Here is a 26,898-nt window from a genome sequence, read left to right as displayed (position 1 = left end):
CTACGCATTCATTTAGCATCCTCCAAGATCATCGCCGCGCCCTTCTCGGCGATCATCGCGGTCGGCGTGTTGGTGTTACCTGAGGTGATGGTCGGCATGATCGAGGCGTCGACGATGCGCAGACTGCTCAAGCCGTAGAAGCGCAGGCGCTCGTCAACCACCGCCATCGGATCATTCGGCGCGCCCATCTTCGCAGTGCCGACAGGATGGAAGATGGTGGTGCCGATATCACCGGCGGCTTTGGCGAGCGAGGCATCGTCGCCGCCGACGGAGGGGCCGGGCAGATATTCGCTCGGGCTGTACTTGGCCAGCGCCTTCTGCTGCATCAAGCGCCGCGTGGTGCGGATGGCGTCGGCGCCGACCTGGCGGTCGTCGGCGGTCGACAGATAGTTCGGCGCGATGATCGGCTTTTCGTCAGGTGCCGCCGAGCGCAGCCGCACGGTGCCGCGCGAGGTCGGCTGAAGGTTGCAGGCGCTGACGGTGATGGCGGGGAAGCGGTGCAGGGGATCGCCGAATTTGTCGAGCGACAGCGGCTGCACGTGGAACTGGATGTTGGCGCGCGCGCGCGTCGCATTGGAGCGCGTGAAGATGCCGAGCTGCGAGGGCGCCATCGTCAAGGGTCCGCGGCGGCGGAAGGCGTAATCGAGGCCCATCAGGCCACGGCGGACCAGATTGTAATAGGTCTCGTTCAGCGTGCGCACGCCCTCGACCTTGTAGATCGCACGCTGCTGGAGATGGTCCTGCAGATTGCGGCCGACGCCGGGCTTGTCCATCACGATGTCGATGCCGAGCGGTGACAGCCAGTCGGCGGGACCGATGCCGGAGCGATGCAGCACCTGGACCGAGCCGATCGAGCCCGCCGAGAGAACCACCTCGCGCCTCGCGCGGACTTCCACGATCTCACCGTTCTGGATGAACCGCACGCCCACGGCGCGGCCCTGCTCGATGACGAGACGGTCGACCAGCACGTGCTTCTTGAGCCGCAGATTGGGGCGGTTCAGTGCGGGCTTGAGGAAGCCGCGCGCCGACGACCAGCGCCGGCCGCGCTTCTGGTTGACGTGGAAATAGCTCGTGCCTTCGTTGTCGCCGGTGTTGAAATCCGGGATGCGCTTGATGCCCATCTCCTCGGCGGCATCGCCGACGGCATCGAGAACGTCCCACGACAGTCGCGGCGCCTCGATGCGCCAGCCGCCGCCGGCACCATGATGCTCGCTCGCGCCGAGGAAGTGGTCTTCGAGCCGCTTGAACGACGGCAGCACGTCGTCATAGCCCCAGCCGGTCATCCCAAGCTGGCGCCAATGATCGTAATCGGCGGCCTGTCCACGCATCGAGATCATGGCGTTGATCGCCGAACAGCCGCCGATCACCTTGCCGCGGGGATAAGCGAGCGCGCGACCGTTCAGGCCCGGCTCGGGCTCGGTCTTGAACATCCAATCCGAGCGCGGGTTGCCGATCGCAAACAGATAGCCAACGGGGATATGGAACCAGATCCAGTTGTCGTCACCGCCGGCCTCCAGGATCAGCACCCGATTCCGGGATCGGCCGAGAGCCGGTTGGCGACGATGCAGCCCGCCGTGCCGGCTCCGACGACAATGTAATCATACTCACCTTCGAGCCGTCTTGGCATTTTGCGTCACCCGGATGGTCACCTCACGTGCTGTCCTAATAGGCAGAGGCGGCGGACCGGGACAAGCCCGGCCATGTCTGGAGGGCAGGGCCAGGTCCGGCCTGTGGGAGTTGGGTGGACTGCCGCTTGCATGCTAGACGGTCCTCTGTTCCCAACAAAAGCTTGAGATCCCTCCATGCCCATCGTGAACCGCGTCGCCGACCTTCAACCCGACATCCAGGCTTGGCGGCGCGACATCCACCAGCACCCCGAGCTGCTGTACGACGTCCACCGCACCGCAGCATTCGTCGCGGATCGCCTCCGCGAATTCGGCTGCGACGAGGTCGTGACCGGGGTCGGCCAGACCGGCGTGGTCGGCGTGATCAAGGGCAACAAGCCGGCCGGCGAGGGGCTCAAGGTGATCGGTCTGCGCGCCGACATGGACGCGCTGCCTGTCGAGGAACAGACCAACCTGCCTTACGCCTCCAAGATTCCGGGCAAGATGCATGCCTGCGGCCATGACGGACACACCGCGATGCTGCTGGGCGCCGCGCGCTATCTCGCCGAGACCCGCAACTTCGCCGGCGATGCGATCGTGATCTTCCAGCCGGCCGAGGAGGGCGGCGCCGGCGGTGCGGCCATGGTCAGGGACGGCATGATGGAGCGCTTCGGCATCGAGCAGGTCTACGGCATGCACAACGGGCCCGGCATTCCGGTCGGCTCGTTCGCGATCCGGCCGGGTCCGATCATGGCGGCGACAGACGAGGTCGACATCGTGATCGAGGGCCTCGGTGGCCACGCCGCGCGCCCGCACAAATGCGTGGATTCCGTGCTGGTCGGCGCGCAGCTGATCACGGCATTGCAGTCAATCGTCGCGCGCAGCATCGATCCGCTCGAATCGGCCGTGATCTCGATCTGCGAGTTCCATGCTGGCAACGCCCGCAACGTCATTCCGCAAACTGCTACGCTGAGGGGGACCATCCGCACGCTGTCTCCGGAGGTGCGCAAGCTCGTCGAGAAGCGCGTGCGCGAGGTGGTGGCGGGCGTGGCGCAGATCACCGGCGCGAAGATCGATCTGCAGTACAAGAACAATTATCCGGTGGTGGTCAACCACGCTGCGGAGACCGATGTCGCGACGCGCATTGCGAAGCAGGTCGCGGGCGACGCCAACGTCCTTGAGATGCCGCCGCTGATGGGCGGCGAGGATTTTGCGTACATGCTGGAAGCACGCCCCGGCGCTTTCATCTTCTGCGGTAACGGCGACAGCGCCGGCCTGCATCACCCCGCCTACAACTTCGACGACGAGGCCATCGTCTTCGGCACGTCCTACTGGGTCAAGCTGGTCGAGGAGCAGCTCGCTGCGTGAGCTAATCCCACTTTCTATCCCTTGGTCATGCCGGGGCTTGACCGGGTATTTCTTGATCCGTCATTTCCAGGGACGACGTAAAGCATCGAACACCAATGTGCAGCATCTGGAATCTCAGGATTCCGGATGTGGCGCTCGCGCCGTGCCGAAACGACGGTGCAAATTCAGTGACACTTGTTCAAAGTTGACACTGTCAAGATTTAGCTTGACGAGCCCCGCGTTCGGCCCCTACGTATCTTTACGATGTAAAGATTTGTTCGGTTTGGCCCGCTCTTGCCTGCTCCACAGGGCCTGCCAGCTAGGATCCCAAGAACTACCATGCCCATCGTGAACCGTGTCGTCGACCTTCAACCCGACATCCAGACCTGGCGGCGGGACATCCACCAACATCCCGAGCTGCTGTACGAAGTTCACCGTACGGCAGCATTCGTGGCGGATCGCCTGCGCGAATTCGGCTGCGACGCGGTCGTGACCGGCATCGGCCGGACCGGCGTCGTCGGCCTGATCAAGGGCGTGCAGCCCACGAGCGGCGATCTCAAGGTGATCGGTCTGCGTGCCGACATGGACGCGCTGCCGATCGAGGAGCAGACCAAGCTGCCTTACGCCTCGGTCAATCCGGGTATGATGCACGCCTGCGGCCATGACGGCCACACCGCGATGCTGCTGGGTGCAGCCCGTTACCTCGCCGAGACCCGCAACTTCGCCGGCGATGCGGTCGTGATCTTTCAGCCGGCCGAGGAGGGCGGTGCCGGCGGCGCGGCCATGGTCAAGGATGGGCTGATGGAGCGTTTCTCTATCGATCAGGTCTACGGCATGCACAACGGCCCCGGCATTCCGATCGGCTCGTTCGCGATCCGGCAGGGCCCGATCATGGCGGCAACCGATGCGGTCGACATCAAGATCGAGGGCCTCGGCGGCCACGCGGCGCGTCCGCACAAATGCGTTGATTCCGTTCTGGTCGGTGCGCAGTTGATCACCGCGCTGCAGTCGATCGTCGCGCGGAGCGTGGATCCGCTGGACTCTGCCGTGATCTCGATCTGCGAATTCCACGCCGGCAATACCCGCAACGTCATTCCACAAACGGCGGAGTTGAAAGGCACGATCTGCGCGCTGACGGCGGAAGCGCGCAAGCTCGTGGAGAAGCGCGTGCGCGAAGTCGTGGCCGGCGTGGCCCAGATCACCGGCGCCAAGATCGACCTGTCCTACAAGAACAGTTATCCCGTGACCAACAACCACGCGGCGCAGACCGAGGTGGCGCGGCGGATCGCCAAGCAGATCGCCGGCGACGGCAATGTGTACGAGATGCCGCCGCAAATGGCCGGCGAGGACTTCGCCTATATGCTGGAAGCGCGGCCCGGCGCCCTCATCTTCTGCGGTAACGGCGACAGCGCCAGCCTGCATCACCCCGCCTACAATTTCGACGACGAGGCGATCGTCTTCGGCACATCCTACTGGGTCAAGCTGGTCGAGGAGCAGCTGGCCGCCTCGTGAGGCCACGATGTCGTAACACGGAAGAAAAGGGCTCGCGCGTGGCGCGGGCCCTTTGACGTCAGTGAGCCAGCGATCTCTCAGAAGACGTGAGAGAAGAAATAATAGAGCGAGCCCGAGATGATCATCGCGGCCGGCAGCGTCAGCACCCAGGCCATTGCGATGTTGCGGATCGTGGACCATTGCAGGCCCGAGCCATTGGCGGCCATCGTGCCGGCGATGCCTGAAGACAGCACGTGGGTGGTCGAGACCGGCAGGCCGTAAATGTCGGCGGCGGCGATGGTGGCAGCCGCTGTGATCTCGGCGCAGGCACCTTGGGCGTAGGTCAGGTGCGTCTTGCCGATCTTCTCGCCGACCGTGACCACGATGCGCTTCCAGCCGACCATGGTGCCCAGCCCAAGCGCGATGGCGACCACGATCTTCACCCAGCCGGGGATGAACTTCGTGGCGCTGTCGAGCGAGCCCTTGTAGGCGTTGAGCACGGCGACGTCGTCGGCGTTAAGCTCGGCTTCCTTGTCCTTCATCAGGAATCGGAGCGCTTCCGAGGCGAGGTACATGTCGTTGCGCGTGTTGCCGACGAGTTCGGCCGGCACCTTGGCGAGCGAGCCGTAGGTGGTCACCTGCTTGGCGATGTCGCGCACCAGCACGGCAAGCGAGGGGAAGGTACCGCCGTTGACTTCGCGGGTCGCGACGTAGCTGGTCACTGCGGGGCGCGGATTGCCGAGCACGTTGTAACCGGCAGCCTTGCCCTCGATGATCTTGCTGGCCGAGTCCGAGTTCTTGACGAAGTGCTCGATCTCGCTCGCGGGCAGCGCACGGTTGAGCGCATAGGCGGTCGGCACGGTGCCGATCAGGATCAGCATGATCAGGCCCATGCCCTTCTGGCCGTCGTTGGAGCCGTGGAAGAAGCTCACCAGCGTGCAGGTGAGGATCAGGATGCCGCGGATCCACCACGGCGGCGGCTGGTCGCCCTTCGGCTCGCCGAACAGAGCGGGCGCGGCGCGCAGCAGCACGCTACGCAGGATGTAGAGCAGGACCGCGGCGAGCGCGAAGCCGAACAACGGCGACAGCAGCAGCGCCTTGCCGATATTGGTGGCCTGGGACCAGTCGACACCCGAGGTGCCGCTGCGGCCGTGCAGGACCGCATTCATGATGCCAACGCCCATAATCGAGCCGATCAGCGTGTGCGAGCTCGAGGCCGGCAGGCCGAAATACCAGGTACCGACATTCCAGATGATCGCGGCGATCAGCAGCGCGAACACCATGGCGAAACCGGCGCTGGAGCCGACCTGGAGGATCAATTCCACCGGCAGCAGCGAGACGATCCCGAACGCGACGGCACCCGACGAGAGCAGCACGCCGAAAAGGTTGAACATGCCGGACCAGATCACGGCGATGTTGGCGGGCAGGGAGCGCGTGTAGATCACGGTGGCGACGGCATTGGCGGTGTCGTGGAAGCCGTTCACGAACTCGAAGCCGAGCGCGATCAGCAGCGCGATGAAGAGCATGAGGAAGGGAGCGATGCTCTTGATTTGCGTGCCGGTCGCATCGACGTCGGTCCAGATGCTGTAGGCAACGAAGAGCAGTGCGGTGGCGATGACCCCCATATAGATGATGCCGGTCAGCGGGTGGAATCCGCCTTCAAGGTCCGGGCCCTCACGCAAGGCCGGCTCGATCGAGCCGGGTAAAGCAACGTCACTCATCGGAATTCTCCTGTCCCAATGCGCCGACTTTGCGCGCGCCATGTGACAGGCAGTTGAAATGGGCCGGCATGCAGTTGAAATGGCGGGATTACTCCACCGCTTGTTGCCGGAGATGACAGCCCGTCTCAGGCGGCGTGGGCGGATTTCCGCTGCAGGGCGGCAGCGATCTTCAGATCGTCGACAAAACGCCGATATTCCAGCGCCTTGGCCTCGGGATCGGGCAGCCGCAACAGGTAGGACGGATGCACCGTCACCAGCGCCTTGCGGCCGTCGGGAAGGTCGATCAGCCGGCCGCGGTTTTTGCCGATCGGGGTGATCTTGCCGAACACGCTTTGCGCGGCGGTCGCACCCATCGCGACGATGAGATCGGGCTGCATGACGGAGACCTCCCGCTCATACCATTGCCGGCACGCCCGGATCTCCGGCGTGTTCGGCTTTTGATGCAGGCGGATTTTTCCGCGCGGCACGAATTTGAAGTGTTTCACCGCGTTGGTGACATAGACCTTCTTGCGGTTCACGCCGGCTTCCTCCAGCGCGCGGTCGAGCATCTGGCCGGCGGGGCCGACGAAGGGATGGCCGGCGAGGTCTTCCTTGTCGCCGGGCTGTTCCCCGACCAGCATGATGTTGGCGGACTTCGGGCCTTCGCCGAACACGGTCTGGGTCGCGTCCTTGTAGAGATGGCAGGCGCGGCAGTGGGCGGCTTCCTCGCGGAGCGCTTCGAGATCGTCGGCGGCGGTCTTGCGTTTCATCGGAGTCTCCGGCCGCGGGTTCATCCTTCCGCCGGTCCAGCGTTCGGCATCGGCAAGCAGAGGTTCAAGTATCGAAGCTTCCGACAGGTTCCTCCGGTACTTCTGCGGCGCTTCGGGCGTGATCGGGTGGTCATGCCGAAAGTGGCGGCGCCAGGTTTCCTCCAACCGGTTTGGTGCCGGCATCTCCTTCTGGCTGATCCCAGGCGTGAACGAGATCGCGTGGCCGTCCCAATGGGCGCAAATGTCGGGCGTGAGGATGGACCAGGGCATGTCGGCATAACGGCGCGCGAAAAACGGCGCGGCGAATGCCACGATGTGATGTTCCGGCTCGAACCAGGCGGCATAATGCGCCTTCTGCTCGCGTCCGATCTCGCGGAAACGGACGAGATCGCGCATCCGCTGTACATCGCGCTGCACGGCGCCTGCCATCACGGTTGCTTCTGCCACGTCGGGATCGGTCATTGTTGCCAGCAGGTCGTGATCGGCTTTCAGCCGCCAGAGCAGGCGATAGAGCAGCGCAAAACGTGCGCTGTCCCGATGCAGGATCGCGACGCGGGCAAGCTCGACAAAATTGGCCGGAACGTTGAACGTGCCTTCGGTCTCGACGGGCGGAAGGCTTGGCGCTTCGGACAGGCCAGGGGGCACTAGGTCTTTCGCCTGGCCCTGCACGCTCCACGTCACTTCCATCGGCGTGACGTGATGTAGCGCAAGCGCGCGTGCCGCCTTGCGCCAGCCGTCAAAGTCAGTCTCGCTGTCGAGGGCAATCAGGTACATGACACTTGAATCCTCTTGATTCCGCTCATGAATCTACAGGCGCGCCAATTCGATTGACTCTCATGCGCCCGTTAGCTTTATATTAGAACATATCATGAACAAATGAGCCAGCTGCTGGTTCTCTTTTTGAGAGCCACCGGCAATCACCTCTGAAGGAGCGGCGAGCATGAGCGGCGCACGTAGTAGCGCGCTTGCGACCTTGCGCGGCCAGATCGAGCGCATCGAGACGGCGGAGGTCGTGCATCATCGCGATCGCGTCGCGCTCGGCCACGACGGGGCCGACACCGCACTGATGGGCGGGCTCGCGCGCGCGACAATCCACGAGGTGTTTTGCGAGGGCCGCCAGGGCGCCGCCGCGACGGGTTTTGTGAGCGGGCTTGCGGGTCGCGTGACGGCGCGCAAACCGCTTTTGTGGGTGCGGCAGGATTTTTCGGAAACTGAAACCGGCGCGCTGTCGATGAGCGGGCTTGCCGAGCTCGGTCTCGATCCGCGCCGCGTGGTGCTGGTGCGTGCGGCTGACGTGGAGAGTGCGTTACGGACCTCGGCCGACGCGCTTGCCTGCGATGCGCTGGGGGCGGTCGTGCTCGAGCTCTGGGGTGAGACCAGACAGTTCGATCTCGTGGCGAGCCGCAAGCTGACGCTGGCCGCGCAAGCTTCCGGCGTCACCGGCCTGCTGCTGCGGATGGCCGCGCAGCCGCTGCCTTCGACTGCGGAGACGCGATGGATGCTGCGCGCGGCGCATTCGCCGCCGGGGACGACATGGAGTGCCTGGGGCGCGCCGCGCTTCGATGCCGAGCTCTTGCGCAATCGTCATGGCCCGTGCGGCCGCTGGATCATGGAATGGAAGTGTGATGAGTGCCAGTTCTCTGAACCATCGTCGTATCCTCAGTCTGTGGCTGCCGCGCCTGCCTATCGACAGGATCAAGCGGTTCTTGCCGAGCAGCGGCGCGCAGGGTGAACCAAACATCGTTGTCATCAAGGACAACAATGCGCTGGTGATCCATGCGCTCGACGACGCGGCATCGCGTTTGGGGCTGCATGTCGGCCAGCCCCTGGCCAATGCCCGGGCGATGTGCCCGGGTTTGAAAGTATTCGACGCCGATGTCGTGGCCGATGCGAAGACTCTCAGTGACATCGCCGACTGGTGCGATCGCTTCACCCCGCTGGTGGCGCTCGATCCGCCGCACGGGCTGTTCCTGGACATCACCGGTTGCGCGCATCTGTTCGGTGGCGAAGCTGCGCTGTTGCAGACGCTGGTTCGAGCGCTGGCTCGTCAGGGTTTTGCCGTCAGCGCGGCGATCGCCGGAACCTCGGTCTGTGCGCGCACGCTGACGCGCCAGGCTTCAGGCACCATCGTCGCGGATGGCGGGGAGGCGGAAGCGATCAACCGGCTTCCGGTGTCCGCGCTCGGCGCGGGCGAGGCCATCACCACCGGCCTGCGCCGTGCCGGCCTGAAAACCATCGGCGATGTTGCCTCCCGCGCGCCGCACGAGATCACGGCGCGGTTCGGCGCGCGGTTCTCCACGCTGCTCGCGCATGCGCTGGGACAGGGCGATGCGCCGATCAGCCCGCGCAAACCGCTGCCTGATTACATCGTGGAAAAACGTTTTGCCGAGCCGATTGCGACCGACACCATGATTGCGATGACGCTGTCGCGCCTGGCGGACACGCTTGTTACGTCCATGGAGAAGCAGGGCAAGGGCGCGCGCCGCCTAGAGGCCGCGTTCTTCCGCACCGACGGCGTGGTGCGCGCGATCATGGTCGAGACCGGGCGGCCGGTCACGCAAAGCAAGGTCATCGACCGTCTGTTCCGCGAGCGTCTCGACGCGCTCGCCGACCCCCTCGATCCCGGCTTCGGCTTCGACATGGTGCGGCTGTCGGCGAGCCGCACCGAAATCGTGGTGCAGGAGCAGCGCGATCTCGATGCTCACGTCCACGACAATGACGAGCTGGCGGCACTGGTCGACCGCATTGCCGCGCGCATCGGCGGAAAGCGCGTCGTCGTGCACCTGCCGCAGGATACCCATATTCCAGAGTACGCCGTGCTGGCTGCGCCTGCGCAGCATCATCTTGCCGCCGCCATGCAGGTCGAATGGCCGTCGCGCACCGCGAGCGAGCCGCCGTTGCGGCCCTTGCGGCTGTTTGAAAAACCGGAGCAGGTTACGGTGCCGTTCGCGACCGTGCCCGACGGCCCGCCGCATCAATTCACCTGGCGGCGCGCGCAGCATGCCGTGGTGCGGGTGGAAGGGCCCGAGCGTATCGCCATGGAATGGTGGCGGCAGGACGGCAGGCAACTGACGCGGGATTATTTCCGCATCGAGAATGCCGAAGGCCTGCGCTTCTGGATGTTTCGCGATGGTCTCTACGACGAGCTGATTGACGACGAGGGCAAGTCCATTCCCGCCAAATGGTATGTGCACGGTCTCTTCGCATGACGACATCAGCCTATGCCGAGATCGGCATCACCACCAACTTCTCGTTCCTGCGCGGCGGATCGGACCCGCGCGCCTATGTGCATCAGGCTAGCATTTTGGGCATCCCCGCGATCGGGATTGCCGATCACAACACGCTGGCCGGTGTCGTGCGCGCCTACAACGAGCTCGACAACACCGAGGTGTTGCACAAGCCAAAACTCCTGATCGGCGCGCGCATCGTCTTCATCGACGGCACACCCGACATTTTCGTCTATCCGCGCGATCGCGCCGCATACGGCCGGTTGTGCCAGCTCCTCACCAAAGGCAAGCGCGGCGACGAGATCACGCGGATTGAGAAGGGTGAATGCCATCTCACTCTCGCCGATCTCCTTGCGTTTGCCGAAGGCCAGCTCCTGGTCCTGACGCTGCCGCATCGCTTTGACCAAGCGCAAGCGCTGGATATTCTCGCAAAACTCAGGGCAAGCCGCGCCGAGGGCGTGTGGCTGGCGGCGAGCCTGATCTATCGCGGCGACGACCGGCGCCGCCTGGCGCAGCTCGATGATCTCGCGACGACAGCAAAGGTGCCGCTGCTCGCGACCAACGAGGTGCTGTATCACGATCCGGCCCGCCGTCCCCTGCAGGACGTGCTGACCTGCATCCGGGAAAAGACCACGATCGAGGCGGTCGGGAGAAGGCTCGAAGCCAATGCCGAACGGTTCTTGAAACCTCCCAGAGAAATGTCGCGTTTGTTCCGTGATTTTCCGGAGGCGATCGCGGAGACCATGCGGTTTGCCGATCGCATCGAGTTCTCGCTCGACCAGCTCAAATACCAGTATCCGGATGAGCCGGTGCCTCCGGGCAAGACCGCGCAAGGCCATCTGGAGGATCTGACTTGGGCCGGCGTGCAGACCTATTTCAACGGCAACATCGACGACAAGCTTCGCGCGACCCTCAAGAAAGAGCTCGCCCTGATCGCCGAGCTGAAATACGCGCACTACTTCCTCACCGTGCACGACATCGTGCATTACGCGCGCAGCCAGAATATCTTGTGCCAGGGGCGCGGATCGGCGGCGAATTCGGCCGTCTGCTACGTGCTCGGCATTACCTCGGTCGATCCGACCAAGGTCGATCTGCTGTTCGAGCGCTTCATCTCCAAGGAGCGGCTCGAGCCGCCGGATATCGACGTCGATTTCGAGCATTCCCGGCGCGAGGAGGTGATGCAATATGTCTATCGCCGCTATGGCCGCCACCGCGCCGCGATCATCGCCACCGTCATCCATTATCGCCCGCGCAGCGCCATTCGCGATGTCGGCAAGGCACTCGGACTGACCGAGGACGTCACCGCCGCGCTCGCCGACACCGTCTGGGGCAGCTGGGGCAAGGGCCTCAACGACATGCAGGTCAAGCAGGCCGGGCTCGATCCGCAGAATCCCATGATCAACCTTGCGGTCGAGCTTGCGACCGAACTGATCGAATTCCCGCGCCATCTCTCCCAGCATGTCGGCGGCTATGTGCTCACGCAAGACCGGCTCGACACCTATGTGCCGATCGGCAATGCCGCGATGGACGACCGCACTTTCATCGAATGGGACAAGGACGATGTCGACGCGCTCAATATGATGAAGGTCGACGTGCTGGCGCTCGGCATGCTGACCTGCATCCGCAAGTGCTTTGATCTGATCGATCAGCACAAGGGTGAGCGCTGGGCTTTGGCGAGCGTCCCGCAGGATGATCCCAAGGTCTACGACATGCTGTGCCTCGGGGAATCACTCGGTGTGTTTCAGGTCGAGAGCCGCGCGCAGATGAACATGCTGCCGCGTCTGAAGCCGCGGGAGTTCTATGATCTCGTGATCGAAGTCGCGATCGTGCGCCCCGGTCCGATCCAGGGCGACATGGTCCATCCTTATCTGCGCCGGCGGAACGGCCTGGAAAAAGTAAGCTATCCATCGCCGTCGCCGCAGCATGGCGACAAGGACGAGCTTTTCAAGGTGCTGCACAAAACCCTCGGCGTGCCCCTGTTCCAGGAACAGGCGATGCGTATCGCGATCGAGGCCGCGAAATTCACTTCCGAGGAAGCCAACGGCCTGCGCCGTTCGATGGCGACGTTCCGCAATGTCGGCACCATCGGCACATACGAGGACAAGCTGATCGGCAACATGGTCGCGCGGGGCTACGATCCCGAATTCGCCAAAGGTTGTTTCGAGCAGATCAAGGGTTTTGGCAGCTACGGTTTCCCGGAAAGCCATGCCGCCAGCTTCGCGCAACTCGTCTACATCTCGTCCTGGCTGAAGCACTACCATCCCGACGCATTCTGCTGCGGCCTGCTGAACTCGCAGCCGATGGGCTTTTATGCGCCGGCACAGATCGTCAGCGACGCGCGCAAGAACGGCGTCGAGGTGCGCGACATCGACGTGTCCTACAGCTTTGCGCAGAACACGCTGGAGGAGGGGAGCGGCAAATACTGCGCCGTGCGACTGGGTTTTCGCCAGATCGACGGCTTTCACTGGCGGGACGAGGATGAGGAGAGACTAAAGATCATCCAGTCGTCATTCCGGGGCGCGTCACTTGGCGCGCCCCGGAATGACGGCGGAGAGTTGGACTGGGCCGACCGCATCGTCGCCGCCCGCAATCGCCGGAGCTTCACCTCACTCGAAGACTTCGCCCGCGACACCGGCCTGCCCAAGCGCGCGTTAATCCTGCTGGCGGACGCCGACGCCTTCCGCTCGCTCGGGCTCGACCGCCGCGAGGCGCTGTGGCAGGTGCGGCGCCTGCCCGACGACGTGCCGCTGCCGTTGTTCGAGGCGGCCACTGCGCGCGAGCAGCCGGACGAGCACGCAAAGCCATTGCCGGTGATGCCGCGCGCCGAGCAGGTGGTCGCGGATTATCAGACCATCCGGCTCTCGCTGAAGGGCCATCCGATGGAATTTCTGCGCGAGATGTTTTCGCGCGAACGAATCGTCGCCTGCAAGGACATCAATCATGAGAACGATCGGCGCCGCGTCCGCTGCGCCGGCGTGGTGCTGGTGCGGCAGCGGCCGGGCAGTGCCAGCGGCGTGGTGTTCATGACGCTGGAGGACGAAACCGGCATCGCCAATATCGTGGTGTGGCCGAAGATCATGGAGCAGTACCGCAAGGAGGTGATGGGCGCGCGCCTCGTCCTGGTCGAAGGCTATATCCAGAGCAGCCCCGAAAAGGTGACGCATCTGATCGCGCAGCGCATGGTCGACCGTTCGCACGATCTGATCGGCCTTGCCAACGACGCCCTCAGCCGCAAGCACCCGGAGCCATCAGGCGTCGCCCTGATCGAGCCGCTCAACGACGACCCTCGCGTCCATCCCGACGCCCCCGCGCAAAAATCCGCCACCCCCGCAACGTCCGCGTCCTGCCGCCGTCGCGGGATTTTCATTGAAGGCCGTTGTTGTGTCCGCGCCGTCATTGCGAGGAGCTCTTGCGACGAAGCAATCCAGCTGCCTTCGCAGAAACAGTCTGGATTGCCTCGCTGCGCTCGCAATGACGAGCTTGTTGCAATGACTGGGCGCCACACTCTCGCCGGAGCGGGCTTCGAGAACGTAGCCCTCTAAAAATTCACCCGGTTTGAGATCGCGCCATCAACGACGAGATTGGAGCCCGTGGTGAACGACGACACCGGACTTGCCAGAAACACCGCGGCACTTGCGATTTCCTGTGGCGTGGCCATGCGACCCGTCGGATTTCGGCTGATCGCATCCTCGTAGCGCTTGGGCATGTTCTGTTCGATCGTGTTCCAGACGCCGCCCTTGAAATAGACCGTGCCGGGCGAGACCACGTTGACGCGGATCTTCTTCTTCGCATATTGCCGCGCCAGTCCCTTGGCCATGTGGATCAGCGCCGCCTTGATCGGGCCATAGGAGCTCGCCAGATCGGCCTGCGCCGCCGAAATCGAGGAGATGATGACGAAGGCCGCGTCACCGCTCGTCTCACCGCTGGCTTCGAGGAACGGCCGTGCGGCGTCGAACGCATCTACGGCGCCGAGCAGGTCAAGCCGGAAATTCTGCTCCCACGATGCAGCATCGTGGCCTTGCGCCATGGCGCCGGCGTTGGAAAACAGCATATCGATGCCGCCAAGCTCTTTCGCTGCAGCCTCGATCCAGGACTTCAGCGCCGCGCCGTCAGTGACGTCGACCGGGCTGCCGGCCGCGCGAATGCCGCCGGCCTTCAACTCCGCGACGGTCGCGGCAACCTGATCCGCATTGCGTGCGCACAGCGCGACGTTGGTGCCTTCACCGGCGAGCGTTGCCGCAATCGCCCGACCGATGCCGCGCGTGCCGCCGAGCACGACAGCGTTCTTTCCTTTGAGACCGAGATCCATGGTTGGCTCCTTTTTGTTGGTCGGAGGAAGTGTAGCCGCTTCAGGAGATACGCAGAAGCCTTACTCCGGCGCAGCGCCGACCGGCGGGCCGCCGGGTGGGCGGTGCAGGAAAGTCAGCGACGCATAGGCGCCGACCCAGGAGCCGATCGCCGCGAAAGCGACATAGAAGGCGTTTTCGGTGTAGCTGATCACAGCGTAGGAGGAGAGCAGATACCAGATCGCGCTCCAGCTCGCCGCCGGCACGCGCTTGCGCGCGACCACGGCCGAGGTGAACATCACATAGACCGCGTCGGTGGCCGCCGTTGCGATGAGCACGGCGCCTGCGGTGAGGGGATCGATGGCGGCCATGACATTCCCTTTTGTGCTAGTGGATAGGCGCGAGAAGCTACAGCATGATCCGGACGCTTGCGCAGCGTTTTTCCTCGCGACAAATGCGGAACGCGTTTGCGCGGAGATCATGCTCAAACAATAACCCGAAACGGAGAGAAGCGGACATGCAAAGCCCAACCGGCGTTCTCAACGATCTCTGGAGCTCGGTTGGCGGCGATGCGGCCGCACTCGAGCGCGTGCGGCTGACCGGCGAAGAGCCGCAGATTCCATCCTCGTTTCGCGTCGCTGTCGCCGGACAAACGACGATCGCGGCCGCCGGCCTTGCCGCCGCCGAGATATGGAAGCTGCGAGGCGGCGAGGCACAGGACGTTCATGTGGATATGCGCCACGCCCTCGTCGAATGCCGCTCCGAACGATATCTTCGCCTCGACGACAAGCCGCCGCCCCCGGCCTGGGACGCCATTGCCGGCGTCTACAGGACCGGCGACAACCGTTTCGTCCGCTGCCACACCAATTTCAGGCATCATCGCGACGCCGTCTGCAAGGTGCTGGCTTGCGAGCCCGAGCGCGAGAAGGTGCAGGCCGCATTGATGCAATGGAAGGGCGAGGACTTCGAGACCGCGGCCTATGCCGCCGGCGGGGTCGTTGCCCTGATGCGCAGCTATGACGAATGGTCGGCGCTGCCGCAGGCGCGTGCGTTGGCGGAGCTGCCGCTGATAGCGATCGAGAAGATCGGCGATGCCCCGCCAAAGCCGTGGCCGAAAGGCGATCGTCCGCTGGCCGGTCTGCGCGTGCTCGATCTCTCCCGCGTCATCGCGGGCCCCGTCGCCGGCCGCACCCTCGCGGCGCATGGCGCCGATGTGCTGCTGATCTCCGGACCCGAGCTGCCGGCCATTCCCTGGCTCACCATCGACACCGGCCGCGGCAAGCTCACCACCTTCATCGAGCTCAAGAGCGAGCCGGGACGGGCGCAATTGCGCGAGCTCTTGAAGAGCGCCGATATATTCTCGCAAGGCTATCGTCCGCGCGCGCTCGCAGCCCTCGGCTTTTCGCCGGAGGACGCAGCCAGCATCAATCCCGGCATCGTCTATGTGACGCTGTCGGCTTACGGCCACGCCGGCCCCTGGGCCGAGCGGCGCGGCTTCGATCTCGCTGGTGCAGACCACGACCGGCTTCAACCACGCCGAGGGACAGGCCGCCGGCATCGACGCGCCGAAGGAATTGCCGGCGCAGATGCTCGACCACGCCACCGGATATCTGATGGGATTTGGCGCGATGATGGCCAAGGCGCGGCAGGCTCGCGAAGGCGGCAGCTGGCACGTACGCGTGTCGCTGGCACAGACCGGGCGCTGGCTGTGGAATCTCGGCCGGCTCGCGCACGGCCTGAACACCCCGGATCTTGCGGGCGAGACCGTACATGCAGCGTTCATGGAAACGGTGTCATCTGGCTTTGGCACGCTGACAGCGATACGCCATTCTGCCGTGCTGTCGGCAACGCCGGCACGATGGAGCCGTCCGGCGATGCCGCTCGGCAGCCATCCGCCGCAATGGCCGTCACGAAGCTGACGTGAAGCTGACGCGTTGCAGAATTTTAACGCAAACCGAAAGACGCTCCCCGTTTTTTAGGTTGTTTGAAATCTCAATTCGGCACTATTAGCGCGACCGATGAGGCAGTCGTTTGCCGAGATCGTCGCAGACTTGACCGGGCCCCATGGTAGTTAAAAATACCAAGCGATTTCAGTTGTTTACAAAACAACGGATGATCACATCCGTAGTTTTACTGGCGCTTGCCGGGGCCGGCGCCTACGGCTTCCTCTCTGCGGGCGCGAAGGACAAGAGCCACTCCGAAGTCTCCAGCCAGTCGCGCCGGAATGCGCAGAATTTCACGCCCACACCGTCGGAATGGGCGACGCTGACCATCGAGCCGGTCAAGAGCAAAGCCTTCAGGGCCGAATATGTCACCGAAGGCAAGGTCGCGGTCGACGAGGACCGCTCGACGCCGGTGTTCTCGCCCTATGCGGGCCGGGTGACCAAGCTGCTCGCCAAGCCGGGCGAGAGCCTGACGCAAGGTCAGCCGCTGTTCACGATCGAGGCCGCCGACACCGTGCAGGCCCAGAACGATTTCATCGCGGCGATGACGTCGCAGAACAAGGCGAAGTCGGCCGTCGATCTTGCCGACATCCAGTTCAAGCGCGCCAAGGACCTCTATGAGGGCCATGCCGTCCCGCTGAAGGACTATCAGCAGGCGGAAGCGACCCAGGTCCAGGCGCAGAACGACATGCGCTCCTCGGTGACGGCGCTGGAAGCCGCGCGCAACAAGCTGCGCATCCTCGGCTTCACCGACGAGACCATCAAGACGTTCCAGGACAAGGGCGTCATCAATCCGGAGATCACGATCTATTCGCCGATCGCCGGCACCGTCGTGCAGCGCAAGATCGGTCCCGGCCAGTACGTCAATTCCGGCGCTAGCGATCCGGTGTTCGTGATCGGCGATCTCTCCACGGTCTGGCTCACCGCCTTCGTGCGCGAGAGCGACGCCGCTTCCGTCAGCGTCGGGCAGGAGATCAACTTTAATGTGATGGCACTGCCGGGCCGTCCGCTGACCGCCAAGATCAACTACGTCGCCACCGCGATCGATCCCAACACCCGCCGCCTCCTGGTTCGCGCCACCATCGACAACAAGGACGGCCTGCTCAAGCCGGAAATGTTCGCAAATGTCACGATCTATTCGGCCGGTGATCGCGCGGCACCTGCCGTGCCGAAGCAGGCGCTGATCTACGAAGGAGACCAGGTCCGCATCTGGGTCGCGCGCGAGGACAAATCGGTCGAGCTGCGCCAGATCAAGATCGGCCTCGTCAATGGCAACCTCGTCGAGGTGACCAGCAATCTGAAACCCGGCGAGCAGGTCGTCACCAAAGGCAGCCTGTTCATCGACCGCGCGGCGTCCGGTAGCTGATCGACGACCCAAGAAATTGCGAAGACCCGAATGGATCGTCTCGTCGCCCTTGCCGTCAGCCGGCGCTACCTGATGCTCGGCCTATTCGTCGCCGTGCTCATCGGTGGCCTGATTGCGTTCAACCAGCTCAACATCGAGGCCTATCCGGATCCGACCCCGCCGATGGTCGACATCGTGACGCAGAGCCCCGGCCTCTCGGCGGAAGAGATCGAGCGCTATATCACGATTCCGATCGAGACCCAGGTCGCAGGCCTGAAGAACCTCACGACCATCCGCACGATCTCGCTCTACGGCCTCTCCGACGTCAAGCTCCAGTTCTCCTTCGCCTATACCTATGACGAGGCATTGCAGCAGGTCTTGAACCGCCTGGCGCAGCTCGCGCCGCTGCCGGGCAACGTGCAGCCGCAGATCTCGCCGCTGAGCCCGATTGGCGAAATCTTCCGCTATCGCCTGGTCGGCCCGCCGAACTACAGCGTGCTCGACCTCAAGACCATCCAGGACTGGATCCTCCAGCGCCGCTTCCGCTCCGTGCCCGGCGTGATCGACGTCACCGGATGGGGCGGCAAGAGCAAGACCTACGAGCTCCAGGTCGACTTCAACAAGCTGGTCGCCAACGGCCTGACGCTGCCGCAATTGTTGCAAGCGGTCAGCAATTCCAACGTCAATGTCGGCGGCAACACCGTCAATATCGGCCAGCAATCCGCCGTGGTGCGCGGCGTCGGCCTGATCCGCTCGATCGACGACCTCGCCAACACCATGGTGGCGCAGTCCGGTGGCAATCCGGTGCTGGTGAAGGATGTCGCGACCGTCACCGTCGGCCAGAAGCCGCGGCTCGGCATCGCCGGCCTCGACGATGCCGACGATATCGTGCAGGGCATCGTGCTGATGCGCCGCGGCGAGCAGAGCACGCCGACCATCAATCGCGTCGAGCAGCTCGTCGCCGACATCAACAACTCGTCCATCCTGCCGCCAGGCGTGCGCATCGAACGCATCTATGACCGCAAGGACCTGATCGACCTCACCACCCACACCGTGCTGCATAACATGGTCGTCGGCATTCTGCTGATCGTGCTGTTGCAGTGGATTTTCCTCGGTGACCTCCGCAGTGCGCTGATCGTCGGCGCCACGATTCCGTTCGCGCTTTTCTTCGCCGTGATCATCCTGGTGCTGCGCGGGGAATCGGCCAACCTGCTGTCGGTCGGCGCCATCGATTTCGGCTTGATCGTGGACGCCACCGTCATCATGGTGGAAGCCATCTTCCGCCGCCTGACCCAGACCACGCCGCCGGCGGAATCCGAGCAGATGTCGCCCGACACGCTGTTCGGCATGAAGAGCCATGCCATCCTTAGCGCCGCGGCCGACGTGTCGCGCTCGATCTTCTTTGCCGCCGCGATCATCATCGCGGCGTTCCTGCCGCTGTTCACGCTGTCCGGAGTCGAGGGCAATATTTTCGGACCGATGGCGCGCACCTATGCGTACGCGCTCGCCGGCGGCCTGCTTGCGACCTTCACCGTCACCCCGGCGCTGTCCGCGATCATCCTGCCCGCGCATGTCGAGGAGACCGAGACCAGGGTGATGCTGATCCTGCACCGGATCTATATGCCGGTGCTGAATTGGGCGGTCGCCAACCGCAACATCATGCTCGGCGGCGCGGTCGGCCTCGTCCTGATGACGGTTGCGCTCAGCCGGCTGCTCGGTCTCGAATTCCTGCCCAAGCTGGAAGAGGGCAATCTCTGGATCCGCGCGACGCTGCCGCCGACCATCTCGCTCCAGGAAGGCAACACCTACGTCAACGAGATGCGCAAGGTGATCCGCGCCCGGCCCGAGGTCGAATCCGTGGTGTCGCAGCATGGCCGTCCCGACGACGGCACCGACGCGGCCGGCTTCTTCAACGCCGAGTTCTTCGCGCCGCTGAAGCCCGCGAGTGAGTGGCCGGGCACGCGTGACAAGGAAGAGCTGACCGCGCAGTTGCTCAAGCAGCTCGACGACCGCTTCCCCGGCGTCGAATTCAACTTCTCGCAATATCTCCAGGACAACGTTTCCGAAGCCGTCTCCGGCGTGAAGGGCGAGAACTCGATCAAGCTGTTCGGCAGCGATCTCCAGGCGCTTACCGACACCGCCAACAAGATCAAGTCGGTGCTGGCGACCGTGCAAGGCATCACCGATCTTGCGGTGTTCACCTCGCTTGGGCAGCCGACGGTCCAGATCGACATCGACCGCGCCAAGGCCGCGCGCTACGGGCTCGCGCCCGGCGACATCAACGCGACGATCAAGGTCGCGATCGGCGGCGACACCGCCGGCGATCTCTACGAGCCCGGCTCCGACCGCCATTTTCCGATCATCGTCCGGCTCGCGCCGGAATACCGCAGGAGCGCCGAGGCGATCCAGAACTTGCGGATTGGCGCGCCCGGACCGAACGGAACCGTCACGCAGATTCCGCTGAGCGAGGTCGCCACCATCAGCCTCGTCTCGGGTGCCGCCTACATCTATCGCGAGCAGCAGGAGCGCTATTTGCCGATCAAGTTCTCGGTGCGCGAGCGCGACCTCGGCAGCGCCATCCGCGAGGCGCAGCAGAAGATCGCCGAGCAGGTGCAGTTGCCGCCCGGCTCGCACATGGAATGGGTCGGTGAGTTCGGCAATCTCCAGGACGCGATCCGCCGCCTCTCGATCGTGGTGCCGATCTCGCTGGCGCTGATCGGCATTCTGCTCTGGTTCAATTTCGGCTCGATGACCGACACACTGCTCGCCATGAGCGTCATTCCAATGGCGATCTTCGGCGGCGTGCTCGGGCTGTTGATCACCGGCACCGCGTTCAGCGTTTCGGCGGCGATCGGCTTCATCGCGCTGTTCGGCATCGCCGTGATGGACGGCATCATCATCCTGTCGCAGTTCAATCAGTTGATCGACGAGGGCATGGATCGCGAGAGCGCGGTGATACGCACCGGCGAATTGCAGCTCCGCCCGGTGCTGATGACCTGCGTCGTCGCAGGCGTCGGCCTGCTGCCGGCCGCGCTGTCGGGAGGGATCGGCTCGCAGGTGCAGAAGCCGCTCGCGGTCGTGGTCGTCACCGGCATGATGCTGGCGCCGGTCGTGATCCTGGTGACGCTGCCGGTGCTGATCTCGTTCTTCTCGCGCCGCGCGCGATAAGACCGTCAGAACCCGTAGAGCCGCGCCGGATTGTCGACCAGGATTTTCTTGCGCATGTCCGCATCCGGCGCCCATACCGGAAGCTGGTTGAGCAGGCGGCCGTCGTCGATCGGATAGAACGGCGCGATGTCGGTGGCTTTCCGTCCCTCGACATGGCTTGAATCCGGATGCGGCCAGTCGGTGCCCCAGACGATGCGGTCCGGGTTCGCCGCGATCAACGCGCGCGCGTAGGGCACCATGTCCTGATAGTCCGGGGCGAGCTTGGACGAGCGATAGGCGCCGGAAATCTTGACATAGGCCTTGCCGGATTTGACCAGTTCGATCAGGTCCGCAAAGCCCGGCTGCTCCACCCCGAGCGAGGCTTCGAGACCGCCAAAATGATCGAACACCGCCGGCACCGGGGCGGCCAGCACGAGGTCCTTGATCGCGGTGATCATCGGCAGCGTGGTGTAGAGCTGCACGTGCCAGCCGCGCGCCTTCATGCGGGCGACCGCTGCGGTGAAGCGGGCACGTCCGACATCGGGATCGCTGATGCCGCCGGTCGCGAGATTGATGCGGATGCCGCGAAAACCTTCCTGCTGCATCGTATTGAGCTGGGCTTCGGTGGTCTTGTCGTCGATCACGGCCACCCCGCGCGCGCTCGTGCCGCGGGCCTTCATGCCGAACAGGGTGGAGGAATTGTCGGTGCCATAGACGCTCGGCGTCACGATGACCACGCGCTCGATATGCAGCGCCTTGTGCAGCGCGGCCATCTCCTCGGGAGAGGCGGGCCCGGGCGTGTAAACGCGCCCTGCGAAGAACGGGAATCTCTCGGGATCGCCGTGGATATGGGTGTGGCAGTCGCAGGCATAGGCCGGAACGTCGAAATTGACCGGCGTCGCGGGCTGCGACGCGCGGGCGTTGGCTCTGTTGGTCATGGCTACTCCGGCGGCAAGGGAGGCAAGCAGAACGCCGCGCCGATTGAGCATGGTTTCTCTCCCTGCTTTTGTTTTGGAAGCGGGCAGCGCGAGAGTATCACATCAGCCGGACAGCTGCTGTGCGTCACTGCATAGCTGCTCGACAAGCTCCGCAAGCGGGCGTGAGCCGTCGACGCGCACGACCGGGCAGGGCAGGCCCGCGAGCCACGCTTCATGTTTTGCGAAACTGCGGCCTTCGCGATCGCCGGCTTCGTAGTGCGAGGCCCATTCGATGAACGACTCAGTCTCATGATGTCGCCAGCCGCCCGGCGCGACGGCATCGGCGCCGAAATGCGTGGCCTCGCGGGCGCGCAGACGCCTCAACCGGATTTCACGCGGCGTGGTCACGTAGATGACGAGATCGAACAACGGGATGAGCTCGTCACCCCAGCCGGTCACGGTCCCGCTCAGCACCCAGTCGGGGCGCGGCAGGAAGATCTCGCGCATGAGACGCAGCCGATCTGCGGCTGGGCGTGTGGTCTGATAGGGCGGCGCGGTCGGCAGCCAGAAATAATCGTCGCTGTCGTGATGCGGCAGCGCAAGCCCGCCGGCAAGCGCACGACCGAGCGTCGTCACGCCGGAGCCTGACGCGCCCATCAGATGAATGCGGCGACTTTTCATGTCGTATCCAGAGACCGCCTGATCCGGTTTGGCGCTGACAGCGATCACGACGTTGCACGCGCCGAGCTCCCTCACGCGGCGCGGCGGCGCTTTGAGATCCGTCCGCTGGTCGCGGGTTGGGCTGACAATGTCAGGCCCAACGCTCCGAGAATGCGCATCACCGTGCCGAACTCGGGATTGCCGGTTTCCCCGAGTGCTTTGTACAAGCTTTCGCGGTTCAAGCCGGCTTTCTTTGCGATCGCGCTCATGCCGCGCGCACGTGCGACGAGCCCAAGCGCGTCACGCACGAAATCTGCGTCGCCGGTTTCTAGCGCGGCCGCGATATAGGCGGCCTGACGCTCTTCGGTGTTGAGATAGTCGGCGGCGTCGAAGCGCGTCGTCTTGGATGCCGCTTTGACTGTCGTTTTTGTTGCCCTTGGCATCACAATGTCTCCGCTAGTTGCTGGGCTAGCTTGATGTCTTGTCGCTGCGTGCGCTTGTCGCCGCCACTTAGCAGGATCACAACCTGCGCTCCACGCTGCACATAGTAGATCCGGTAGCCCGGGCCGTAGTCGATGCGCATTTCCCGGACGTTCCGGCCAACGCTTTTGCTGTCGCCAGGATTGCCCATCTCCATGCGGCGAATGCGGACAGTGATCCGGGCAGCAGCACTCGCGTCCTTGAGGCGGTTCAGCCACTCCGAAAACTGCTCGGTTTGCCTCACCTCGATCATGAAGCGACAACTGTAGTCCATGGGCTACAGAATGTCAAAGAACTCCAAACCGGCGCAAGCGGCCGGCGGGCGGTGCAGCGAGCTTGGAGGCGGTGCTTCGCGGACGACTACTGCCCGGACGGCGTGCGCAGGCCGTGCCAGGCGTCGCGGACCTGATGGTAGTGCACCTCTGGCAGATAGTCCGGCGTGTTCAGGCTGAGCGTCTTGACGTCGAGATGGCCGACTGCGCTGAGCAGCGTGTAGGAGGCGATGACGCGGTCGCGGCTGGCGCCGATCAGGCGGGCCTTGGCCTGGATCAGATCGGCCTGCGAGTTCAGCACGTCGACCGTCGTGCGCTGTCCGCCGGCGGCCTCGCGCTGCACGCCCTGAAGCGCGACCGTCGCCGCCTTCACCTCGGACTCCGAGGCCGACACCGCGATCTTGGCGCCTTCATTGGCCACCCATGCGCTGATAGCCGCCGTGCGCGCCTGGCTGCGCACCTGGTCGAGCACGAGCCGGCTCTGCGCCGTGACTTCCTTGGCCAGGCGGGTTTGCGAGGCGGCCTGGCCGCCGTCATAAATCGGAACGGTGACGTTGGCGACGATCGAGGCCTGGTCTTCGGCGAAGGTGCCGAGCGTCGGGTCGTTGTTGCGGCTTTTGCTGGCGCTGCCCTGGACGCTGGCGCTCGGCAGCAGCGCGCCTTCGGCAACGCGGATGTTGGTGGAGGCGACGTCGACGTCGAAGCCCGCGGCCATCACGGCCGGGTGCTCGCGGATCGCCATCGTCATCGCATCTTCGCGGCTCTTCGGCAGGTAGCGGTCCACCACCTCGGCGGCCCGAAGCGCCGAGGGTGCATTGCCGATCACTTGGGCGTAGGTCGCCTGGCTCACCGCAAGCGCGACTTCGGCTGCATTGAGATCGGCAAGGCCGCGATTGAGGCGTGCTTCGGCCTGGGCGGTATCGGTCGGCGTGACGTCGCCGGCATTGAGGCGGCGCTGGGTGACGGACAGCGTCTCGCGCAGGAAGGCGACGTTGGAGCGCTGGGCCTCGACCAGGGACTGGTTGGCGAGCACGTTGGTGTAAGCGGTGACCGCATCGAGCAGCACACCCTGCCCGACGTTGCGCAGCGCCTCGCGGCCTGACTGCACCTGGAGTTCCGCAGCCCGCACGCCGTTGGCGGTCCTGAAACCGTTGAACAGTGTCTGCGTCACGGTGACGCCGATGACCCACGGCTTCAGATTTGCAGTCTGGATGGTGTTGTCCGGCAGCAAATTGCGAACCGCTTGCAGTCCGGCGCTGAGGCTCGCCACGATCTGCGGCCGGTAGCCGGCCAGTGCCTGCGGTACGTTCTCGTCGGTAGCGCGCTGCCGCGCACGCTCGGCATTGAGCTGTGGATTGGTTTGGTAGGCCTTGGCCAGAGCGTCGGGCAGGGCCTCCGCCCAAGCCGCGGCGGGCAGGGCGCAGCAAAACGCCAGCGTCGTCCATGTCGCGAGGACAGGACCCACGCCCGATCGACGTCGCGTCGTCACGCGACCAGCTCTGGCGGTACGCCCAATCATGTAATCCCGCAAAATCCCGGCTGTCCGCCCCCGCCGACGGCGCCTCTTACCTGTTTAACCAGCGCCGGTCCCGCAGGCAAACTGCCGCGGGCGAAACCCCCATGAAATCCGTGCTTGTTGCAGGTGCGTCACACACCAACCCCTTCCCAAATGCGCTATAGAATCGCGCAGTCCCATTCTGTCAGGTGCCTGTCATGCGGTCCGGACCCCACGGATGATGCCGAAACTCTTCTCCGACCCCGATGCGCTTGCGGAGGAGATCATTCGCGACGTCGGCCGCGATCTGGTGGTCGGTCTCCCACTTGGCCTTGGCAAGGCCAATCATGTCGTCAACGCCCTCTTTGCGCGGGCCTGCGCCGATCCTGACATCAAGCTGACACTGCTCTCGGCGCTGACATTGGAAAAGCCGAGACCCACTGGCCTGATTGAGCATCGCTTCATCACGCCCGTGATCGAGCGGCTGTTCGGCTTGTATCCCGATCTAGCCTACGCCAGTGCGCTGCGCGAGGGCCGGCTGCCATCCAACATCAACGTCGTCGAATTTTTCTTTCTAGCGGGACGCTGGCTGCACGTGCCGGTCGCGCAGCAGAACTATATCTCGGCCAATTATACCCACGCGGCCGGTTACCTGCTGGCGCGCGGCCTCAACGTGGTGACGCAACTGGTGGCGAAACGCGTCGTTGACGGTGCGCCGCGCTACAGCCTGTCCTGCAACACGGACACGACGCCGGACGTATTGCGCGAGCGGCGCGCCGGACGTGCGTCGTTCAAGCTCATAGCACAGGTGAATTCCGAGCTACCGTTCATGCCGGGCGCGGGCGATCTTCCGGCCGACGAGTTCAGCGCGGTGCTGGAGAGTGCGGCGACGGACTTCCCCCTGTTCGCGCCACCGTCGGAGCCGATCTCCGACGCCAAATACGCCATCGGCCTGAACGCGGCATCGCTGGTCCGCGATGGCGGCACGCTCCAGATCGGCATCGGGCAGATCGGCGACGCACTGGCGCAGGGCCTGATCCTGCGCCATCGCGACAGCGGAGCTTTTCATGACGTCATAACCCGGCTGTCACCGGCGCGACCGGCTGTGGCGCAGGAAGCCGGCAGCTTCGAGACCGGCCTCTATGGCGTCAGCGAGATGCTGACAGAGGCGTTCATCGGCCTGATCGACGCCGGTATTCTCAGACGCGCCGTCGACGGTGTGGTGCTGCACGGCGCCTTCTTTCTCGGTCCAAGATCCTTCTATCGCGCGTTGCGCGAGATGCCGCCGGACCAGATCGCGCGGATCCAGATGATGCCGGTGTCGTTCACCAACGAGCTCTATGGCGAGGAGGAGCAAAAGCGCCTTGCCCGGGTCGATGCTCGCTTCATCAACAACACGATGATGGCGACGCTGCTGGGCGCGGCTGTCTCCGATGGCCTCGACGACGGGCAGGTGGTGAGCGGCGTCGGCGGGCAGTACAATTTTGTGGCGCAGGCTTTCGCGCTTAAGGGGGCGCGATCGGTCCTGACGCTCGAGGCGACGCGGCAAGCCGGCCGAGAGCTGAAATCCAACATCCTCTGGCGCTACGGGCACGAGACCATCCCGCGGCATCTGCGTGATGTCCTGGTCACCGAGTATGGCGTTGCCGATCTCAGGGGACAGTCGGATGCCGACGTGATCGCGAGCATGCTGACGATTGCGGATTCACGCTTCCAGGATGAGTTGGCGCGGGTCGCGAAGGACGCTGGCAAATTGCCGCGCGGCTATGAGATCCCGTCCGCTCACCGCGACAACCATCCCGAGCGAATCGCGGCTGCGCTCAAGCCTGCGCGCGCCGCCGGGCTGCTGCCGCGGTTTCCGTTCGGCTGCGATTTCACCGAGGTCGAGCAACGCCTCATCCCGGCGCTGGAGATTCTGCAAGGCGCACAACGATCGCCGCGGGCGCTCGCAGGCTTGCTGTGGCAGGGGCTGATACGAACGCCCGACACTGCCGACGCGGCCTGCCTCGCACGACTCGGCCTCGATCAGCCCAAGACCTGGAGCGAGCGCTTCTATCGCGCGTTGGTCAGCGCGGCCCTCGCGCAGAGCCGCAGCTAAGTGTCGTCCCGGCCGAGTGCGCAATTGCGCACGGGGGCCGGGACCCATAACCCCAGGGAGTAGTTTGGCGAAGGCTAGTCGTTCGGTACTTCTACCGTTCACCATCGGTAGACTCC

The 26,898-nt window shown here is 64.4% G+C and carries 16 protein-coding genes and 3 pseudogenes; 9 read left to right on the top strand and 10 right to left on the bottom strand.

Annotated features, from left to right (window positions below; genetic code table 11):
- Positions 1–8: 8 nt before the first annotated feature.
- A pseudogene (locus AB8Z38_RS11850) lies at positions 9–1,627 on the bottom strand (GMC family oxidoreductase).
- A gap of 175 nt (positions 1,628–1,802) precedes the next feature.
- Between AB8Z38_RS11850 and AB8Z38_RS11845 the strand changes: the two are divergent.
- A complete protein-coding gene (locus AB8Z38_RS11845) occupies positions 1,803–2,972 on the top strand; it encodes a M20 aminoacylase family protein (RefSeq protein WP_369725234.1) in 1,170 nt (389 codons plus the stop codon).
- A gap of 318 nt (positions 2,973–3,290) precedes the next feature.
- The gene (locus AB8Z38_RS11840) at positions 3,291–4,463 is read left to right on the top strand and encodes a M20 aminoacylase family protein (RefSeq protein WP_369725232.1); all 1,173 of its coding nucleotides are present in this window, start codon (positions 3,291–3,293) and stop codon (positions 4,461–4,463) included.
- Positions 4,464–4,540: 77 nt separating this feature from the next.
- Here the strand turns inward: AB8Z38_RS11840 and AB8Z38_RS11835 are convergent, their stop codons facing one another.
- Complete coding sequence (locus tag AB8Z38_RS11835) at positions 4,541–6,163, bottom strand: inorganic phosphate transporter (RefSeq protein WP_369725230.1); 1,623 nt, start codon at positions 6,161–6,163, stop codon at positions 4,541–4,543.
- Positions 6,164–6,288: 125 nt separating this feature from the next.
- The gene (locus AB8Z38_RS11830) at positions 6,289–7,686 is read right to left on the bottom strand and encodes a UdgX family uracil-DNA binding protein (RefSeq protein WP_369725228.1); all 1,398 of its coding nucleotides are present in this window, start codon (positions 7,684–7,686) and stop codon (positions 6,289–6,291) included.
- A 166-nt stretch (positions 7,687–7,852) separates the two neighbouring features.
- Here AB8Z38_RS11830 and AB8Z38_RS11825 point away from each other — a divergent pair, with 166 nt between their 5' ends.
- The 3 genes and pseudogenes from AB8Z38_RS11825 to AB8Z38_RS11815 all read left to right on the top strand — a co-directional run bounded on the left by AB8Z38_RS11825 (position 7,853) and on the right by AB8Z38_RS11815 (position 13,509).
- On the top strand, positions 7,853–8,644 hold the full coding sequence (locus AB8Z38_RS11825) for an ImuA family protein (protein ID WP_369725226.1): 792 nt from the start codon (positions 7,853–7,855) through the stop codon (positions 8,642–8,644).
- Positions 8,538–10,121: a DNA polymerase Y family protein gene (locus AB8Z38_RS11820; protein WP_369725224.1), complete on the top strand. Its 1,584-nt coding sequence runs from the start codon at positions 8,538–8,540 to the stop codon at positions 10,119–10,121. The genes AB8Z38_RS11825 and AB8Z38_RS11820 overlap by 107 nt, the downstream gene beginning before the upstream one ends.
- A pseudogene (locus AB8Z38_RS11815) lies at positions 10,118–13,509 on the top strand (error-prone DNA polymerase). The gene AB8Z38_RS11820 and the pseudogene AB8Z38_RS11815 overlap by 4 nt, the downstream one beginning before the upstream one ends.
- A 168-nt stretch (positions 13,510–13,677) precedes the next feature.
- Here the strand turns inward: AB8Z38_RS11815 and AB8Z38_RS11810 are convergent.
- Both AB8Z38_RS11810 and AB8Z38_RS11805 read right to left on the bottom strand, forming a co-directional pair.
- Positions 13,678–14,448 (bottom strand): SDR family NAD(P)-dependent oxidoreductase, encoded by a 771-nt coding sequence (locus AB8Z38_RS11810; RefSeq protein ID WP_369725222.1) that lies wholly within the window; start codon positions 14,446–14,448, stop codon positions 13,678–13,680.
- Between the two features lie 60 nt (positions 14,449–14,508).
- Positions 14,509–14,796, bottom strand: a complete 288-nt coding sequence (locus AB8Z38_RS11805) for a hypothetical protein (protein ID WP_369725220.1) — start codon at positions 14,794–14,796, stop codon at positions 14,509–14,511.
- A gap of 146 nt (positions 14,797–14,942) precedes the next feature.
- Here AB8Z38_RS11805 and AB8Z38_RS11800 point away from each other — a divergent pair.
- The 3 genes and pseudogenes from AB8Z38_RS11800 (at position 14,943) to AB8Z38_RS11790 (ending at position 20,881) form a co-directional block, all read left to right on the top strand.
- A pseudogene (locus AB8Z38_RS11800) lies at positions 14,943–16,344 on the top strand (CoA transferase).
- 145 nt (positions 16,345–16,489) lie between these two features.
- Positions 16,490–17,734, top strand: a complete 1,245-nt coding sequence (locus AB8Z38_RS11795; protein ID WP_369725219.1) for an efflux RND transporter periplasmic adaptor subunit — start codon at positions 16,490–16,492, stop codon at positions 17,732–17,734.
- Positions 17,735–17,764: 30 nt separating this feature from the next.
- Complete coding sequence (locus tag AB8Z38_RS11790; protein ID WP_369725217.1) at positions 17,765–20,881, top strand: efflux RND transporter permease subunit; 3,117 nt, start codon at positions 17,765–17,767, stop codon at positions 20,879–20,881.
- Between the two features lie 5 nt (positions 20,882–20,886).
- Here AB8Z38_RS11790 and AB8Z38_RS11785 read toward each other — a convergent pair whose 3' ends face one another.
- The 5 genes from AB8Z38_RS11785 to AB8Z38_RS11765 all read right to left on the bottom strand — a co-directional run bounded on the left by AB8Z38_RS11785 (position 20,887) and on the right by AB8Z38_RS11765 (position 24,708).
- Complete coding sequence (locus AB8Z38_RS11785; RefSeq protein ID WP_369725215.1) at positions 20,887–21,849, bottom strand: amidohydrolase family protein; 963 nt, start codon at positions 21,847–21,849, stop codon at positions 20,887–20,889.
- A gap of 51 nt (positions 21,850–21,900) precedes the next feature.
- On the bottom strand, positions 21,901–22,458 hold the full coding sequence (locus AB8Z38_RS11780; RefSeq protein ID WP_369725214.1) for a hypothetical protein: 558 nt from the start codon (positions 22,456–22,458) through the stop codon (positions 21,901–21,903).
- Between the two features lie 71 nt (positions 22,459–22,529).
- Entirely contained in the window at positions 22,530–22,880 is a 351-nt protein-coding gene (locus tag AB8Z38_RS11775) for an addiction module antidote protein (protein ID WP_369725212.1), read from the bottom strand.
- Positions 22,880–23,170, bottom strand: a complete 291-nt coding sequence (locus AB8Z38_RS11770) for a type II toxin-antitoxin system RelE/ParE family toxin (protein WP_369725211.1) — start codon at positions 23,168–23,170, stop codon at positions 22,880–22,882. The genes AB8Z38_RS11775 and AB8Z38_RS11770 overlap by 1 nt, the downstream gene beginning before the upstream one ends.
- A 107-nt stretch (positions 23,171–23,277) precedes the next feature.
- Positions 23,278–24,708, bottom strand: a complete 1,431-nt coding sequence (locus AB8Z38_RS11765) for a TolC family outer membrane protein (RefSeq protein WP_369725209.1) — start codon at positions 24,706–24,708, stop codon at positions 23,278–23,280.
- A gap of 217 nt (positions 24,709–24,925) precedes the next feature.
- On the opposite strand from AB8Z38_RS11765, the gene AB8Z38_RS11760 reads away from it, so the two are divergent.
- Positions 24,926–26,782 (top strand): acetyl-CoA hydrolase/transferase C-terminal domain-containing protein, encoded by a 1,857-nt coding sequence (locus tag AB8Z38_RS11760; protein ID WP_369726476.1) that lies wholly within the window; start codon positions 24,926–24,928, stop codon positions 26,780–26,782.
- Positions 26,783–26,898 lie beyond the last annotated feature (116 nt).

This window comes from Bradyrhizobium sp. LLZ17, assembly GCF_041200145.1.
Taxonomy (GTDB): Bacteria; Pseudomonadota; Alphaproteobacteria; order Rhizobiales; family Xanthobacteraceae; genus Bradyrhizobium.
Note: the sequence above shows the minus strand (reverse complement) of the source record. Positions and strands in the feature narration are given on the sequence as shown.

What these genes read in the sequence shown, in the direction of transcription:
- AB8Z38_RS11830 (WP_369725228.1), bottom strand. Translation starts at nt 7,686, where the DNA reads ATGTACCTGATTGCCCTCGACAGCGAGACTGACTTTGACGGCTGGCGC.
- AB8Z38_RS11825 (WP_369725226.1), top strand. Translation starts at nt 7,853, where the DNA reads ATGAGCGGCGCACGTAGTAGCGCGCTTGCGACCTTGCGCGGCCAGATC.
- AB8Z38_RS11760 (WP_369726476.1), top strand. Translation starts at nt 24,926, where the DNA reads ATGCCGAAACTCTTCTCCGACCCCGATGCGCTTGCGGAGGAGATCATT.
- AB8Z38_RS11820 (WP_369725224.1), top strand. Translation starts at nt 8,538, where the DNA reads ATGAGTGCCAGTTCTCTGAACCATCGTCGTATCCTCAGTCTGTGGCTG.
- AB8Z38_RS11845 (WP_369725234.1), top strand. Translation starts at nt 1,803, where the DNA reads ATGCCCATCGTGAACCGCGTCGCCGACCTTCAACCCGACATCCAGGCT.
- AB8Z38_RS11835 (WP_369725230.1), bottom strand. Translation starts at nt 6,163, where the DNA reads ATGAGTGACGTTGCTTTACCCGGCTCGATCGAGCCGGCCTTGCGTGAG.
- AB8Z38_RS11780 (WP_369725214.1), bottom strand. Translation starts at nt 22,458, where the DNA reads ATGAAAAGTCGCCGCATTCATCTGATGGGCGCGTCAGGCTCCGGCGTG.
- AB8Z38_RS11770 (WP_369725211.1), bottom strand. Translation starts at nt 23,170, where the DNA reads ATGATCGAGGTGAGGCAAACCGAGCAGTTTTCGGAGTGGCTGAACCGC.
- AB8Z38_RS11790 (WP_369725217.1), top strand. Translation starts at nt 17,765, where the DNA reads ATGGATCGTCTCGTCGCCCTTGCCGTCAGCCGGCGCTACCTGATGCTC.
- AB8Z38_RS11805 (WP_369725220.1), bottom strand. Translation starts at nt 14,796, where the DNA reads ATGGCCGCCATCGATCCCCTCACCGCAGGCGCCGTGCTCATCGCAACG.
- AB8Z38_RS11840 (WP_369725232.1), top strand. Translation starts at nt 3,291, where the DNA reads ATGCCCATCGTGAACCGTGTCGTCGACCTTCAACCCGACATCCAGACC.
- AB8Z38_RS11775 (WP_369725212.1), bottom strand. Translation starts at nt 22,880, where the DNA reads ATGCCAAGGGCAACAAAAACGACAGTCAAAGCGGCATCCAAGACGACG.
- AB8Z38_RS11810 (WP_369725222.1), bottom strand. Translation starts at nt 14,448, where the DNA reads ATGGATCTCGGTCTCAAAGGAAAGAACGCTGTCGTGCTCGGCGGCACG.
- AB8Z38_RS11765 (WP_369725209.1), bottom strand. Translation starts at nt 24,708, where the DNA reads ATGATTGGGCGTACCGCCAGAGCTGGTCGCGTGACGACGCGACGTCGA.
- AB8Z38_RS11795 (WP_369725219.1), top strand. Translation starts at nt 16,490, where the DNA reads ATGGTAGTTAAAAATACCAAGCGATTTCAGTTGTTTACAAAACAACGG.
- AB8Z38_RS11785 (WP_369725215.1), bottom strand. Translation starts at nt 21,849, where the DNA reads ATGCTCAATCGGCGCGGCGTTCTGCTTGCCTCCCTTGCCGCCGGAGTA.